This is a genomic window from Propionispira raffinosivorans DSM 20765, from assembly GCF_000381065.1.
Taxonomy (GTDB): domain Bacteria; phylum Bacillota; class Negativicutes; order Selenomonadales; family Selenomonadaceae; genus Propionispira; species Propionispira raffinosivorans.
In genome coordinates, this window is record NZ_KB905862.1 from 29,696 (window position 1) to 44,912 (window position 15,217).

At 38.3% G+C, this 15,217-nt stretch carries 13 protein-coding genes; all 13 read left to right on the top strand.

Going from position 1 to position 15,217, the window contains the following annotated elements; translation table 11 throughout:
- Positions 1 to 34 precede the first annotated feature (34 nt).
- The 13 genes from F606_RS0116000 to mfd all read left to right on the top strand — a co-directional run bounded on the left by F606_RS0116000 (position 35) and on the right by mfd (position 15,210).
- A complete protein-coding gene (locus F606_RS0116000; RefSeq protein WP_019554902.1) occupies positions 35 to 1,084 on the top strand; it encodes an ABC transporter ATP-binding protein in 1,050 nt (349 codons plus the stop codon).
- A complete protein-coding gene (locus F606_RS0116005) occupies positions 1,084 to 1,899 on the top strand; it encodes an ABC transporter permease (RefSeq protein ID WP_019554903.1) in 816 nt (271 codons plus the stop codon). The genes F606_RS0116000 and F606_RS0116005 overlap by 1 nt, the downstream gene beginning before the upstream one ends.
- On the top strand, positions 1,899 to 2,672 hold the full coding sequence (locus F606_RS0116010; RefSeq protein ID WP_019554904.1) for an ABC transporter permease: 774 nt from the start codon (positions 1,899 to 1,901) through the stop codon (positions 2,670 to 2,672). The genes F606_RS0116005 and F606_RS0116010 overlap by 1 nt, the downstream gene beginning before the upstream one ends.
- Before the next feature lie 13 nt (positions 2,673 to 2,685).
- On the top strand, positions 2,686 to 3,741 hold the full coding sequence (locus tag F606_RS0116015; RefSeq protein WP_019554905.1) for an ABC transporter substrate-binding protein: 1,056 nt from the start codon (positions 2,686 to 2,688) through the stop codon (positions 3,739 to 3,741).
- Positions 3,742 to 3,876: 135 nt separating this feature from the next.
- Positions 3,877 to 4,782 (top strand): DUF2156 domain-containing protein, encoded by a 906-nt coding sequence (locus F606_RS0116020; protein WP_019554906.1) that lies wholly within the window; start codon positions 3,877 to 3,879, stop codon positions 4,780 to 4,782.
- Positions 4,783 to 5,002: 220 nt separating this feature from the next.
- Complete coding sequence (locus F606_RS0116025) at positions 5,003 to 5,446, top strand: YwiB family protein (protein WP_019554907.1); 444 nt, start codon at positions 5,003 to 5,005, stop codon at positions 5,444 to 5,446.
- A gap of 27 nt (positions 5,447 to 5,473) precedes the next feature.
- Positions 5,474 to 7,129 carry an arginine--tRNA ligase gene (argS, locus tag F606_RS0116030; protein ID WP_019554908.1) on the top strand — a complete coding sequence of 552 codons (1,656 nt, stop codon included), beginning with the start codon at positions 5,474 to 5,476 and terminating at the stop codon, positions 7,127 to 7,129.
- 59 nt (positions 7,130 to 7,188) lie between these two features.
- Entirely contained in the window at positions 7,189 to 7,521 is a 333-nt protein-coding gene (rpoE, locus tag F606_RS0116035; RefSeq protein WP_019554909.1) for a DNA-directed RNA polymerase subunit delta, read from the top strand.
- 141 nt (positions 7,522 to 7,662) lie between these two features.
- A complete protein-coding gene (locus F606_RS0116040; protein WP_019554910.1) occupies positions 7,663 to 9,276 on the top strand; it encodes a CTP synthase in 1,614 nt (537 codons plus the stop codon).
- A 65-nt stretch (positions 9,277 to 9,341) separates the two neighbouring features.
- Positions 9,342 to 10,286, top strand: a complete 945-nt coding sequence (gene sppA / locus F606_RS0116045; protein WP_019554911.1) for a signal peptide peptidase SppA — start codon at positions 9,342 to 9,344, stop codon at positions 10,284 to 10,286.
- Positions 10,280 to 10,882, top strand: a complete 603-nt coding sequence (locus F606_RS0116050; RefSeq protein ID WP_019554912.1) for a YIP1 family protein — start codon at positions 10,280 to 10,282, stop codon at positions 10,880 to 10,882. Before sppA ends, F606_RS0116050 begins: the two co-directional genes overlap by 7 nt.
- A 187-nt stretch (positions 10,883 to 11,069) precedes the next feature.
- Positions 11,070 to 11,705: a hypothetical protein gene (locus F606_RS21375; RefSeq protein WP_019554913.1), complete on the top strand. Its 636-nt coding sequence runs from the start codon at positions 11,070 to 11,072 to the stop codon at positions 11,703 to 11,705.
- A gap of 193 nt (positions 11,706 to 11,898) precedes the next feature.
- Complete coding sequence (mfd, locus tag F606_RS0116060) at positions 11,899 to 15,210, top strand: transcription-repair coupling factor (RefSeq protein WP_019554914.1); 3,312 nt, start codon at positions 11,899 to 11,901, stop codon at positions 15,208 to 15,210.
- Positions 15,211 to 15,217 lie beyond the last annotated feature (7 nt).

Sequence of the window (15,217 nt, forward strand, 5' to 3'; positions counted from 1 at the left end):
ACCGAGTTTCTAAGCGAAAGGGCAGATTATAAAATTGGAAAAAAAAGTACTTATTAAGATGGATCACATTAGTAAATCATTTGAAAATAATAAAATATTAAATGATATTACTCTGCATGTCAGAAAAAATGAATTTTTAACATTGTTGGGACCTAGTGGCTGTGGCAAGACGACCATGCTCCGCATTTTGGCCGGATTTGAGCAAGCCGAACAAGGCAGTGTGTTTTTTGCTGATACAGATATAAGTTTATGGCCGCCTTATAAACGAAAAATCAATACCGTATTTCAGAAATATGCGCTGTTTCCACACATGAATGTCTTTGAAAATATAGCTTTTGGTCTTAAAATTCAAAAAGTTCATCAAAAAGAGATCACAAATCGTGTAATGGATATGTTGGCGTTGGTTAATCTATCAGGCTTTGAACATCGTAGTATTGACTCTTTAAGTGGCGGACAACAGCAGCGTATTGCAATTGCACGGGCGTTGATCAATGAGCCTGAAGTTTTGTTGCTGGATGAACCATTAGGTGCACTTGATTTGAAATTACGGCGTGAGATGCAAAGCGAACTTAAAAAAATTCAGATGCGTTTAGGGATCACTTTTATTTATGTAACACATGATCAAGAAGAGGCATTGACGATGAGCGACACAATTGTTGTCATGAATAATGGTACAATACAACAGATTGGCCGACCGGAAGATATTTATAATGAACCGAAAAATGCCTTTGTTGCAGATTTCATAGGTGATAGCAATATTCTGCCTGGACGAATGATCGCCGATTATCGAAGCTTTTTTGCTGGACATGAATTCCCCTGTGTTGACAGCGGTTTTTCGATAAATGAAATGGTAGATATTGTTGTGCGTCCGGAAGACATACAGGTTGTAAGCACAGTACAGGGGATGTTTACAGCTGTTGTACAGACTGTTACCTTTAAAGGAGTATATTATGAGATGGCAGCCACGATGGACGATGGTTACAGCTGGTTGATTCATAGTACCAAAATGGCAATGCCTCAAAGTGAAATTGGACTTTGCATTGGTCCGGATGAGATCCATGTAATGAAGCAGGTGCAGAGCTGATGGGGAAAAAATGGCTTACATATCCATATCATATCTGGATGGCTCTTTTTACGGTTATCCCTTTAGCTTTGATTGTTTTTTTCGCGTTTACTTCGCCAACAGGAGAATTTACACTTACTGCAATGCAGCGTGTAGTTGATCCAATTTATCTGGGGGTTTTTTGGCATTCAATTTATTTGGCAGGACTCAGTACAATCCTTTGTTTTCTGATTGGCTATCCGATGGCAATGATTCTTGCGGGTACGAAACTAAAATATCGTTCCATGTTGGTCTTAATGATTGTAATTCCCATGTGGATGAATTTTCTTTTGCGCACCTACGCTTGGATGACATTACTCGAGCGGAAAGGTCTTATTAATATCATACTTACTTCGCTGCATTTACCTGCCGTTAATATTTTATATACAGATTATGCGGTGGTGCTGGGTATGGTATATAATTTCTTGCCTTTTATGATTTTGCCAATTTATTCTGTTTTGATGAAAATGGATAAAAATCTCATTGAAGCGGCTGAGGATCTAGGGGCTTCGCGTTGGCAGGCTTTTATAAAAATTACGTTTCCTTTGAGTTTGCCTGGGGTTTATGCGGGAATTCTCATGGTTTTCATGCCGGCCGTTACGACATTTGTTATTTCAAGGCTTTTGGGTGGAGGGCAATATACACTGATTGGAAATTTAATTGAGGAACAATTTTTAGCAGTAGGAGATTGGAACTTTGGTTCAGCTCTTTCTGTATTTATGCTTGTTCTAATTTTATTAAGCTTGGGCTTTATGTCGCGGTATGAAAAAGAAAATGAAGGGGGGATGTTTTTTTGATGAACCTTATCAAAAAACTTTATGCGGGCAGTATATATCTTTTCCTTTATGCACCGATTGTAGTTTTAATTGTTTTCTCGTTCAATGATTCAAAATCGCGAGGAAGCTGGGATGGTTTTACGTTACGCTGGTACGCGGAACTTTTCCATAATAGTGAAATTTTAAATGCATTGTATTATACAATATCGATTGCTGTACTTGCTTCACTACTAGCCACAATCATCGGGACTGTGGCAGCTTTGGCAATTTATTATCACATGAAGCCTTTTCAAAAAAATATTGTGATGAATCTTACCTATCTGCCAGTACTGAACCCCGATATCGTTACTGGTATTTCACTTATGCTCCTTTTTATTTTTGTGAAGTTTGAACTGGGCTTTTTCTCACTACTGTTAGCACATATCGTTTTTAATGTTCCTTACGTTGTTTTAGCGGTTTTGCCAAAATTAAAGCAATTTAACCATAGCCTTTACGAAGCGGCCCTTGATCTTGGCGCAACACCGCGCGTGGCATTTCGTAAAATCGTTTTTCCAGAGATCATGCCAGGTATTATAACTGGTTTGTTATTTGCATTCACTTTATCAATTGATGATTTTGTTATTAGTTTTTTCACAACAGGATCGGGTGTTAATAATCTTTCAATCTTGATTTATTCGATGGCACGAAGGGGTATTCATCCAACGATTAACGCTTTATCGACGTTGTTGTTTGGTGCCGTTTTATTGTTATTGCTTATCGTTAATAAAAGAATTACCAAAACAGAAATGAATTAAGGAGGCTATAAATTTGAAAAAAATCGTAAAATTTTTAATAATAGCGGCGTTGTGCTTGGTGATAGGAGTTATACTTGCTGGCTGCGGCGGAGAAAAAACAGCCCAGCGGGAATTGAAAGTTTATAATTGGGGAGACTATATTGATCCGGTTGTTTTAGAGGATTTCGAAAAAGAAACCGGGATACATGTTGTCTATGATACCTTTGCAACGAATGAAGATATGTATGTAAAAGTCAAATCGGGCGGCAGTGATTATGATGTTGTCATTCCATCGGATTATATGATTAAACGTATGATTCATGAAGGACTTTTGGAGAAAATTGATTTTTCGAATGTGCCGAATTATAAAAATGTTGATGCTAAATTTAAAGATTTACCCTTTGATAGCCAAAATGAATATTCCGTGCCTTATATGTGGGGGACTGTAGGAATTGTTTATAATAAAAAAATGGTCACAGATCCTGTTGACAGCTGGAATATATTATGGAATAAAAAATATAAAAAACAGATATTAATGCTTGATAGTCCACGCGATTCAATTGGCATTACACTTAAACTGCTAGGTTATTCCTTAAATACAAGCGAGCCTGAGCAGCTAGAACAAGCAAAAAAGAAACTCATTGAGCAAAAGCCGCTTGTATTGGCTTATGTGGTCGATGAAGTCAAAGACAAAATGATTGCGGGCGAAGCTGCTATGGCTGTCGTTTGGTCAGGGGATGCCATGTTTATTAAGGATAAAAATCCTGATATTGAATATGCTATTCCGCAAGAAGGTACGAATTTATGGTTTGATTCGATTGTGATTCCGAAAGGCGCAAAACACAAAGCTGAAGCGGAAGAATTTATCAATTATTTGGCAAGACCAGAAGTATCCCAGAAAAATGCTGAATATATTGGCTATGCAACACCACTGCCGGAAGCGAAAACACAGCTAGCGGAATCGATACAAACGGATTTAGCAGCATATCCATCAGATGAGATACTGAAAAATACCGAAGTGTTTGATGATTTAGCAAAAAATATCGCCGCATATGATCGTGTCTGGACGGAAATTAAAGCAGCAAGATAAAAGAAGCATCTTTTTAAAAATATATTTCTATTTCTTACAAATCCGATAAAAATAATAAGAATTAATTGCTCTTATGGAGAATTATTGTTATAATTAATAACTGATAGTCGATTTTGTTTATTAGTTTCCAAAGGAGTGATTAAAATTAATTTTCAAGCATTAGAAAAAGAAGACAAACAGGCAGTAGATGCTTTCTTTAAAGATAGATATTATGAGAATTCTCATTTTAATTTTACCAATCTTTTTATGTGGCGCAGTGCTTATAACATTATGTGGACCATTCAGGATGATGTTTTGTATATGAAAGCAGAATGGGATGGTAAAGAATTTGCTTTGCAGCCTTTTGGCCCAGCTGACAAGATGCAGCTGGCAATTAAAAACTGGCTTGATTATTTTGCTCGTACAGGGGGGGATTTCTCCATGTATGGTATTGAAAAAAAGATGGCCGATGAATTCATCGCTTATGATGAGGCTGCATTTAATATTGAAGCAGATCGTGATAATTTTGATTATGTGTATAGTAGTGAGGATCTCATTACTTTAGCTGGTCGCAAATATCATTCGAAAAAAAATCATTTAAATAGTTTTCGTAAAACATATCCCAATGCGGAATATATGCCCATTACAGAAGATATTATGCTGGAATGTAAACTCAATATCAATAGTTGGTACAAAAAACATAGCCAGGAAAATCCGGATGATCCATTTATTGCGGCAGAACGTAATGCAATCATTGAAGTGCTCAATAATTTTGTTGAATTTGGTCTTAAGGGCGGGGCTATTATGCTGGATAAACGTGTGGTAGCGTTTACGTTTGGTGAACAACTAAATGAAGATACCGCTGTTATCCATGTTGAAAAAGCAGATCCTGAAATACGGGGTGCTTATCCAGCCATCAATCAAAGTTTTATTCAAAATGCCTGGGCTGATATGAAATATATCAATCGAGAAGAAGACATGGGATTAGAGGGTTTACGTAAAGCAAAAGAAAGTTATAAACCAGTTAAACTCATTGAAAAATTCAACGTTCAATTAAAATAGACAAGAAGAGAAAAGTATAAGATAAAATATACAGATTATTTTATCTTATACTTTTTGTATTTTCTTTATAAATTGTCTGTTTTTCTTTGAATTTTTGGCCAGTTTGTTATAAAATAGTAGGAGTATGTTTTTTTATAAGAAAAACTTGGTTAGTTGTTGGCAATCCTCAGTTGGTAAGATATAATATTCTATAGTGTATTTTTAAGGAGTAATTGAGTGGATGAATAAAGTAGTTGTTACTGTGGTTGGGTCACAGAAAGATGCAACTGGTACGGAAAGTCGAATTGAACTGATATCGGAAGGCAAACATTATTATAAAAACGGCATCAATTATGTCTTATACAGTGACAGTGAACTCAGTGGTGTGCAGGGAACATCAACGCTTTTGAAAATTGGTGATGACCATATGACATTGATACGTAAAGGTGATGTCATGCAGGAACAATATTTTGCCAGGGCCTATGAAAGTACGGGGATTTATAAAACCCCTTATGGTAATTTGAGTTTGTCTGTTAAAACAAACGATATAAACATTAAGTATGGATCCGTGTCAGGAACCGTTATTATTGATTATGCATTGTCGATGGAAGGTCAATGGCAGAGTGATAACCTTTTGCATATTGAAATTTGCGCCGATAAAAAAGAAAAGAACCAATTGAATTAGACAAATGCAGGGGAGGATTTTTTTGTTTTGGATATTAAAAGTTTATTGATGCAGTCAATTGCAAATGCAGCACAGAAAGCAATGACAGAGGGTGTTTTTCAGATAGAAACATTGCCTGACATCATTTTAGAAGTACCACCCAAAAAAGAATTTGGTGATTTTGCGACGAATTTTGCCATGCAGTCAGCAAAAACTGCAAAAATGAATCCAAGAAAAATTGCCGAAGCAATTATAGAAAGAATGAGCGAACCTTGGCTGGAAAAAACAGAAATTGCGGGTCCAGGGTTTATTAATTTTTATTTGAAAGCCAATATTATTTATGATCAATTGGCTGGAATAATTGCCGCGGGCCGAAATTATGGAAATTTACCGAAAAAGGATGCAGCCAAAATACAGGTTGAATATGTGAGTGCTAACCCGACAGGACCGTTACATGTCGGTCATGGACGTGGCGCTGCTGCTGGCAGTGCACTGGTCAATCTGCTGCGGGCAGCGGGATATGAAGTTTCCAGCGAATATTATATCAATGATGCGGGAAATCAAATTGACAATTTAGCGGCTTCAGTGAATGCTCGTTATTTAGAATTATTTGATCAAACGGTAGAATTTCCTGAAAATGGATATCATGGACAGGATATTATTGATACGGCAAAACGCATTATCAAAAAAGATGGCGATTTATATTTAAAAATGCCGGAACAAGAACGTCTGACAATTTTTAAAGAACTTGCTTTAAAAGAAAAACTTGCAGCCCTTAAAGAGGATTTAGCAGCATTTAATGTAAATTTTGATGTGTGGTTTAGCGAACGTTCGCTTCATCCGGACGATGTGAAAACAGCTTGTCAGGTTTTGCAGGAAAATGGAAATATCTATGAAAAAGATGGAGCGTTATGGCTCAAATCTACCGCGTACGGTGATGATAAAGATCGTGTTGTAATTCGTGATAATGGCATTCCAACCTATTTGGCAGCTGATATTGCTTATCATCGCAATAAATTTGAACGCGGTTTTGATACTTTGATCAATATTTGGGGTGCGGATCATCATGGTTATATTTGTCGGGTGAAAGCCGCTATTGAAGCTATGGGCTATAAGCCTGACCATTTGGAAGTACTGCTTTTGCAAATGGTTAGTCTGTACCGCGATGGCGAACTTGTCAAGATGTCTAAACGTACTGGGCAGAGCGTAACACTTGCCGAACTCATTGAAGAAGTCGGCACGGATGCAGCACGGTTCTTTTTTATTATGCGTTCCTTAGACAGCCAGCTTGATTTTGATCTCGATTTGGCAAAATCAAAATCAAGCGAAAATCCGGTTTATTATATTCAGTATGCACATGCACGTATCCGCAGTATCTTCCGTCAAGCGCAAGAAGCTGGAATTGCCAAGGCCAATCAGCCTAAACTTTCACTGCTTACCGATGAATCGGAATTAGCTCTCATAAAAAAAATGGCAGCTTATGGAGAAGAAATTGAATACGCTGCCCAAGAAAGAGCACCACATCGTATTGCTCGTTATGTGCATGAACTCGCAAGCGAGTTTCACAGCTTTTATAATAGATGTCGAATCATGGGTGTGGATCAGGATCTGGCGCAGGCCAGACTAGCTCTTGTGGGTGCAGTAGCAAATGTTATTTGTCATGCGCTGGCAATGCTGGGTGTAAGTGCACCAGAAAAAATGTAAGTTATAGAGAAAGTCTTTGCAGCTTTAGTTTGTTTTTAATTTGAGAGGGGTTATTAGTTTTGGATTTTTTAACTAGTTCAGAAGTTGATGTAGCATATTTTACATTAACACAAGCCGGGGAACCTATGTACTATAAAGATTTAGTGATGGATGTAATCGAAAAAAAACATAAGCCAATTCAGTCCTTATCCGGTGCTATCTCAGAAGTTTATACACTGATTAATATGGATAGTCGTTTCCATTATGCGGGTAAAAGCATGTGGGGCCTTACCGAATGGAATCCTCCAGAAGTGAAGCGTACTCATTCGACTACCTCAGCTGGGACAAAACCAAAACCACCAAGTAAACGTCGCGAAAAATTGCTTGAAGGTATTCAGGCAGATAATGAATAAACAAAATTGATCTGAATCATGCTTGACTATAAATGGTAAAGAGGATACAATAGTGGACATGTGTTTTCAAGAAACGTAAGCAAATTTTGCAGATATTTTCGAGAGAAATAACGCAGGGACAGTTAATAGGAGGATTTTCGCATGGCAAAATATATTTTTGTTACTGGTGGGGTTGTGTCTTCACTCGGTAAAGGGATCACTGCAGCTTCTTTGGGCCGATTATTGAAAAGTCGTGGTATTAAGGTAACCATTCAGAAGTTTGATCCATATATCAATATTGATCCGGGGACCATGAGCCCATATCAGCATGGAGAAGTTTTTGTTACAGATGATGGAGCTGAAACGGATTTAGACTTAGGGCATTATGAACGGTTTATTGATATTAATTTGACAAAAGGTTCTAATATTACAGCAGGAAAAGTATATTGGTCGGTACTTACGAAAGAACGTAAAGGCGACTATCTGGGCAGTACCGTGCAAGTCATTCCTCATATTACAAATGAAATAAAACAGCGTGTTTATGATGTTGCAGCAGCAGATGGCGCGGATGTTGTTATTACTGAAATCGGTGGGACTGTCGGTGATATTGAAAGTCTGCCGTTTATGGAAGCCATTCGTCAAGTGAAAAAAGAAGTTGGCAAAAATGATGTTTTGTATATCCATGTTACATTGGTACCTTATATTGCAGCAGCGGGAGAACTTAAAACAAAACCAACGCAGCACAGTGTTAAGGAATTACGTGCTATAGGGATTCAGCCAGATATCTTGGTTTGTCGTACGGAAAAAGAAATTTCGACAGATATGAAAGAAAAATTAGCACTGTTTTGTGATGTGGATGTTAACGCAGTCATTCAAAATAAAACCGCTGCGACGATTTATGAAGTTCCTTTGATGATGCAAAAAGAAGGTTTGGATAAAATCGTTTTGGAAAAGCTCAATATGGATTACAGCCCAGCTAATATGGTTGAATGGGAAAAAATGGTTTATAAAATCAATAATCCTGCAAAAAAAATCAAAGTGGCTGTAGTTGGTAAATATGTTGAGCTACCAGATGCTTATATATCTGTTACGGAAGCACTGCATCATGCTGGTATTACGAATGATACAGAAGTAAAAATCCACTGGGTCAATGCTGAACAGATTGAAGCTGAAGATATCGACTTGGATGAAGTTTTTGCGGGATGTCGCGGTATCCTAGTGCCAGGGGGATTTGGGGATCGGGGTGTGGAAGGCAAGATTTTGGCCATCCAGTATGCACGTGAACACAAAATTCCATTTTTAGGTCTTTGTTTAGGTATGCAGTGTGCCGTTATTGAATTTGCCCGTCACGTCTGTGGGATGAGAGAGGCACATAGCACAGAATTCAATCGGGAAACCAAATATCCTGTGATTGACTTGATGTCATCACAGCAAAATGTTGAAAAAAAAGGTGGAACGATGCGTTTAGGAGCATATCCTTGTAAGGTATTGAAAGATACGCATACCTATACTGCATATGAATCCGAACTTATTCATGAACGGCATCGTCATCGTTTTGAATTTAATAATGTATATCGTAAACAACTTTCTGAAGCTGGTCTTATCGTGGCAGGAACGTTGCCGGATGATAGCCTTGTTGAAATTGTTGAAGTCAAGGGTCATCCTTGGTTTGTGGCATCACAGTTTCATCCAGAGCTAAAATCCCGTCCGAATAATCCACATCCATTATTTAGAGAATTTGTTAAAGCAGCTTTAATTAATTCCGAAATACGATAAAAATAAAAAAACTGTTGGCTTTGTCCAACAGTTTTTTTATAAAATTAATTTTAGGTGGTGTTTTTATGAGCAAGAAAAAAATTATGATCATTTTTATCGGGATTGTATGTGTGTCATTTTTGGCGTTGATTTTTATATCAACCCATAAAAAATCAACCCAGAACAATTTTTCGAGTGCTGATAAAATTGCTGTCATTCATGTCGATGGCGTTATCACGAGCAGTCATACGACGAGTTCTATTTTGTCTGAAGGAAACGGAGGTACCGATCAGCTGATTAAAGATTTGCATGCAGCAGCAGATGATACAAGTGTCAAAGCTATCGTAATGCGCATTAATAGTCCAGGAGGTGCCGTTACAGCGACAGAAGAAGTCGGCGAAGAAATGAATAAGATTCGAGACAATGGCAAACCGATTGTTGTTTCAATGGGGGATACAGCAGCATCCGGTGCTTACTGGTTGTCAGCTTGTGCTGATAAAGTGTATGCAAATCCGACAACGGTAACGGGTAGTATAGGTGTATATATGCCATATTCAAATTGGGAAGAATTGTACCAAAAAATTGGTATTCGTCAGGATAAAATAAAAAGTGGCATTCACAAAGATATTTTGTCGAGTGATCGTCCCATGACGCCCGAGGAACATCAAATGCTGCAGGCAATTGTCGATGAACTTTATAATGGGTTTGTTGATGTTGTGGCAAAGGGCCGGCATATGGATCGTGAGCGCGTAAAACAATTGGCTGATGGTCGTATCTATACTGGTAAACAGGCCAAAGAATTGGGACTCGTTGATGAACTGGGTAATTATTATGACGCCTTAGATGGTACAGCAGCAATGGTTGGTATTTCTGGCAAACCACAAATTAAGGAATTTGGTAAAGATAATCCACTTTCATTATTATTTTCGGCCAATAGTAAGGAAAGTTTATTAAAAGAGCTATTTTCAGGCTTAACAGCTGATACAGCTTTGAAATCTATCGCACCGCAAGCAATGCCGGAGAAATGGTAGGTAATAATATGGGATCTTTATTAGAAACAATGTATGATTTGCTTTTAAAACCTCAAAAAGCCATGCCTGAGATTATGCAGACGAAATCTTTGAAACAGAGTTTGCTGGTAGTTTTGTTTTGCACAATGTTAACGACTTGGGGAGGACTTACTACAGGTCTTTTTAGTGGAACTTCACAAATAATAATTGTCTTTTTTGATATGATTGGCAGTCTGTTTATTTGGGGCGCAGCAGCTGCAATTTGGCACTTGTTTGCTGAACTTACGGGTGGATGTGGTCAAATTAAACAGTTGCTCAAGCTTTTAGGCTTTATTTATTTTATTGATGTTTTACTGATGCCGATTTATTTAGTGGCAGCGGTAACTTCATCAGCAGGAATTGTTGTTGTTGCAACGATATTGGTATGGATTTGGAAAGGGGTTCTTTCTATTTTTGTCCTTAAAGCAGTCTATGGTATGTCTAGTGCAAAAGCAGTATTGGTATTTTTCTTACCGTTTCTGATATTTGTAGGAGTTTTTTTGTGCTCGATGCTTTTAGCTGGATCATTAATGATGACAATGTTTAATGAACTCATGGTGAATCCACCGCAAATTTAATATTGTGAAAAACCGGGACATATTTTAGGTGTAAGGCTTAAAGTATGTCCTCTTATGTTTTTAGGATCAGCAGTCCTTTTCTATTTATACTTCATTCGGCAAGGGGTATTTTATGTAGGCAGGATTTTGCCTTGGTTTGGCGAAATATGACATAAGAACCTATACCTGAGGAATGAGGTGATTCTCAGTGATCGTGCAGACTGGTTTTTCAGTAGCTCTATATTGTCAGCGCTGTGGAAAAATTCATGTACATGATGTGCCTTATTTTATCGGCAGTGCTGATAAAATAATTTTTTATTGTAAATTCAAACATGAACAGGCGACTCTGATCCGGACAAAATCTCATTTTTTTCGATTGCGGATTCCTTGTGTAGTTTGTAATTCAGTTCATGAAGCCGTATTTTCATTGCATCAGCTTATGCGAATGAAAGTTGAAAAAATCTATTGTGCAAAAGATTTTTTTGAACTTGGATATATAGGTAAACGCCAGGAAATAAAAGAAATTTTAATGTTTAATCGTCAAGGATTTGAGATTTTAGAACATGAGAATCATGGCGAAAAGATTGAAAAACAGCAAATATTATTGGAGGCAATTAATCGAATTCATGATATTGCTGAAGCGGGTGGTATTATCTGTCCTTGTGGCAGTAAAGCAATTGAGGCGGATGTTTTAGGCAGTGCAGTCAGGCTGACATGTTGTCATTGTGGTAATTATGAATTGTTGGCTGCCGGACGTGAACGGGATTTAGATGAACTTGATAAACTTGTGGTTATAGACTTGTTACAGCGAAGCCTGCAAGTTAAAAATATTGATTTAGATTAATTTTACGTATTAAATTGAAGGGGGAAAAACAGGAGCTGGTTAAAGCTGGCTTCTGTTTTTTGATTTTGTTTCTTGACGAATCTTGCACTGAAAGACTATAATAATTTATGTATATGTTTTAGATATGAATAGAATAATCAGGGCTTTGGCGATGGCTAAAGCCCCTTTTGGCATGAAGTAGGTAGGTGGAATAATGAAACAGCTTTTTAAAGCAATGATGCAGGACAAAGCAATCGAAAAAATCGGTGTGTGTTTTGCCAAAGAATATGGGCAGAATTTAGTATATGGTTTAGCGGGATCACAAAAACATGCAATTATGGCGGCTAGTTATGATCGGTATCCCCGAACAACAATTATTATTACAAGTAATCAGGATGCGATTGGAAAATGGCAGGCTGATTTGGCAATGCTGTTGCCAAACGTTCCAACTTTAGAACTTCCAGCGGTCGACGTAGTAACTTTTTCCGTCGCGGCAAAAAGTATTGCTTTGGCGGCAAAACGTATGGAGGTTCTGGGTCGACTAATGAGGAAGGAACCTGTTATTGTTTTAGCCAGTACAGCAGCCGCTGTGCAAAAAGGATTGTCCAGACAAGATTTTGAACGTTCCAGTGTGCATTTGACGATTGGAGAGTCCATCGGACGCGACGAATTGCTCTTAAAATTGATCCAGTTAGGGTATGAACGTGTACAACAGGTGGAAAGCCTTGGCCAGTTTAGTGCGCGTGGTGGAATTGTTGATATATTTCCTATTAATTTACTGCATCCGATTCGCATGGAGTTTTTTGATGAAACGATCGATTCACTGCGTGAGTTTGCAATAGAGACACAACGTTCGCTGCAAAATATTAGCTCTGTTGCTATTTTGCCGTTAGAACAGCTCGATAATAACGGCAATCCGGCGATTTTTCTTTCTTATCTTGAAAAACAGGCAACGGTGATTTTTGATGAGCCAACAAGGATTCGTGAAGAAATTTCAATGCTTATTAAAGAAAGGCCAGAGTTAAAAAAGCAATTATTTAGTTGGAATGATATTACAACAGTTGCTAAGCAGCATAACGTGCTTTACATGGCTCTCATGCTGCAAAAAATCCATAATGCAGAGCTAGAGGAAATGGTTAGCGTCACGGTTAAAGCCATTGCACCATTTCATAAACACCTGGATTTTTTTGCCAGTGAAATCAATGGCTGGCTTTCTCATAAAGAGCAGGTTTTGGTTTTTGTAAGTGATGCTCAAAAAGGAGCATCACTTAAGGAGATGCTGGCCGAGTATAAAATAGGGACTGCTTATGAACCTAAACTGCAGCAGATTGTTGATGGTTTTGTTACAATTGCCAATGGAACGCTGGCCAATGGTTTCGAATTACCGCAGGCACGGCTTATTGTTGTGGCTGAAAAAGATATTTTTGGGCGACAAAAAAAGAAAACAGTGCCGAGAGCAGGTAAAGGTGAAAAAATAACGTATTTTCGTGATATTAATGTAGGGGATTATGTTGTTCATGTAAATCATGGGATTGGTAAATATTTAGGTGTTGAAACGTTAGACGTGGCTGGTATACATCGGGATTATTTGCATATTAAATATGGCGGCGATGACAAACTTTTTGTTCCAACAGATCAAGTTAATTTATTACAAAAATATATAGGCTCTGAAGGCGATGTGCCAAGACTTCATCGTATGGGGGGGAATGAATGGAACAAAGCCAAGGCTAAAGCCAGAGCTTCCGTAGAAGATATTGCGAAAGAACTCATCCAGATTTATGCTGTACGGCAGGTGGACAATGGGTATCCATTTTCGGTTGATACGACATGGCAGCAAGCGTTTGAAGAGGCATTTCCTTATGAGGAAACGCCAGATCAGCTTACGGCTGTTGAAGAGATTAAAAAAGATATGGAGAAGCCACGTCCGATGGATCGATTGCTCTGCGGTGATGTTGGCTTTGGTAAGACCGAAGTGGCAATTCGGGCTGCCTTTAAAGCAGTTATGGATGGAAAACAGGTAGCGGTGCTGGTGCCAACCACTGTATTAGCACAGCAGCATTATCAAACATTTAGTACACGGTTTGAAGGTTTTGGACCAGTGGTAGACGTGGTTTGCCGTTTTCGCAGCCAAAAAGAACAGAAAAGCACCTGTAACAGGGTGGCAACAGGACAAGTCGACATTTTGATTGGTACACATAGTATATTGAATGATAAACATGTTAAATTTAAAAATTTAGGGCTGCTGATTGTTGACGAAGAGCAACGGTTTGGTGTAACCCAAAAAGAAAAAATTAAAAAAATAAGTAAGAACATCGATGTCCTTACACTGAGTGCAACCCCTATTCCGCGTACGCTGCATATGTCACTGGTTGGGGCTCGAGATATGAGTATTATCGAAACACCGCCAGAAGAGCGTTTCCCGGTGCAGACTTATGTGGTGGAAAATAACGATGCCATCATTCGTGATGCCATCAAACGTGAAGTAAAACGTGGCGGTCAAGTGTATTTTGTTTATAATCGTGTTGAAACCATTGATAAAATGAGGGCTCATTTAGCGGATATGCTGCCGGATATCAAAATTCAAACTGCCCATGGGCAAATGCCGGAAGAAATATTGGAGCAAGTGATGCTTGATTTTTATGAAGGCGAATATGATATGCTGGTGGCGACGAGCATTATTGAAAATGGTCTGGATGTAGCCAATGCTAATACAATCATAATTTATGATGCCGATCGCTTTGGTTTATCACAGCTCTATCAGATGCGTGGACGTGTTGGCCGGTCCAATCAGCTAGCTTTTGCTTATTTTATTTATCAGGCCGATAAAGTTTTGACGGAAGTGGCCGAAAAAAGATTGCAGGCGATTAAGGAGTTTGCGGAACTGGGGGCGGGTTTTAAAATTGCGATGCGTGATTTGGAGATTCGTGGTGCCGGTAATCTTTTAGGCTCACAGCAGCATGGGCATATTGCGAGTGTTGGTTTTGAAATGTATTGCCGTCTACTAGAAGAGGCTGTTGAAGCATTAAAAACTGGTAAAACACCCGTAGAAAAAGTCGATCCGGTTCTTGAAATTAAAGTAGAAGCTTATATTGATGGTGATTATATTACGGATGCAATGCACAAAATTGAAATTTATCAGCGTATTGCTGCAATTCGTACGAATGAAGATATCAGGGCCTTGCTCGATGAATTAATTGACCGCTTTGGTGATCCGTTACCATCTGTTTTGAATTTGTTGTCGGTAGCACGTATCAAAAACTATGCGAGAAATTTAGGAGTCAAGTCGATTGTCGAAAAACCAATGTTTTTGGAAATCCTATTTAGTGAGCAGCCAAATTTGGAAATTGAAAATGTACTCCAGCTTAAAACGCTGCTGGGCGGACAAATTAAGTTTATTCCAGGACCGCCGGGAATCATTCGATTTCAGTTGACGCCGTTGAATCGGAAAAAAATACTGAATTACAGTACGCGTATTCTAATGACATTAGCTGGTGAGAAAATAAAAAATCAGACCAATTCATTTTAGCTAAAAG

Bases quoted from the DNA above. Each gene is read 5' to 3' on its own strand.
- F606_RS0116040 (WP_019554910.1), top strand. From the start codon at position 7,663: ATGGCAAAATATATTTTTGTTACTGGTGGGGTTGTGTCTTCACTCGGT.
- F606_RS0116010 (WP_019554904.1), top strand. From the start codon at position 1,899: ATGAACCTTATCAAAAAACTTTATGCGGGCAGTATATATCTTTTCCTT.
- sppA (WP_019554911.1), top strand. From the start codon at position 9,342: ATGAGCAAGAAAAAAATTATGATCATTTTTATCGGGATTGTATGTGTG.
- F606_RS0116025 (WP_019554907.1), top strand. From the start codon at position 5,003: ATGAATAAAGTAGTTGTTACTGTGGTTGGGTCACAGAAAGATGCAACT.
- F606_RS0116050 (WP_019554912.1), top strand. From the start codon at position 10,280: ATGGTAGGTAATAATATGGGATCTTTATTAGAAACAATGTATGATTTG.
- mfd (WP_019554914.1), top strand. From the start codon at position 11,899: ATGAAACAGCTTTTTAAAGCAATGATGCAGGACAAAGCAATCGAAAAA.
- F606_RS0116005 (WP_019554903.1), top strand. From the start codon at position 1,084: ATGGGGAAAAAATGGCTTACATATCCATATCATATCTGGATGGCTCTT.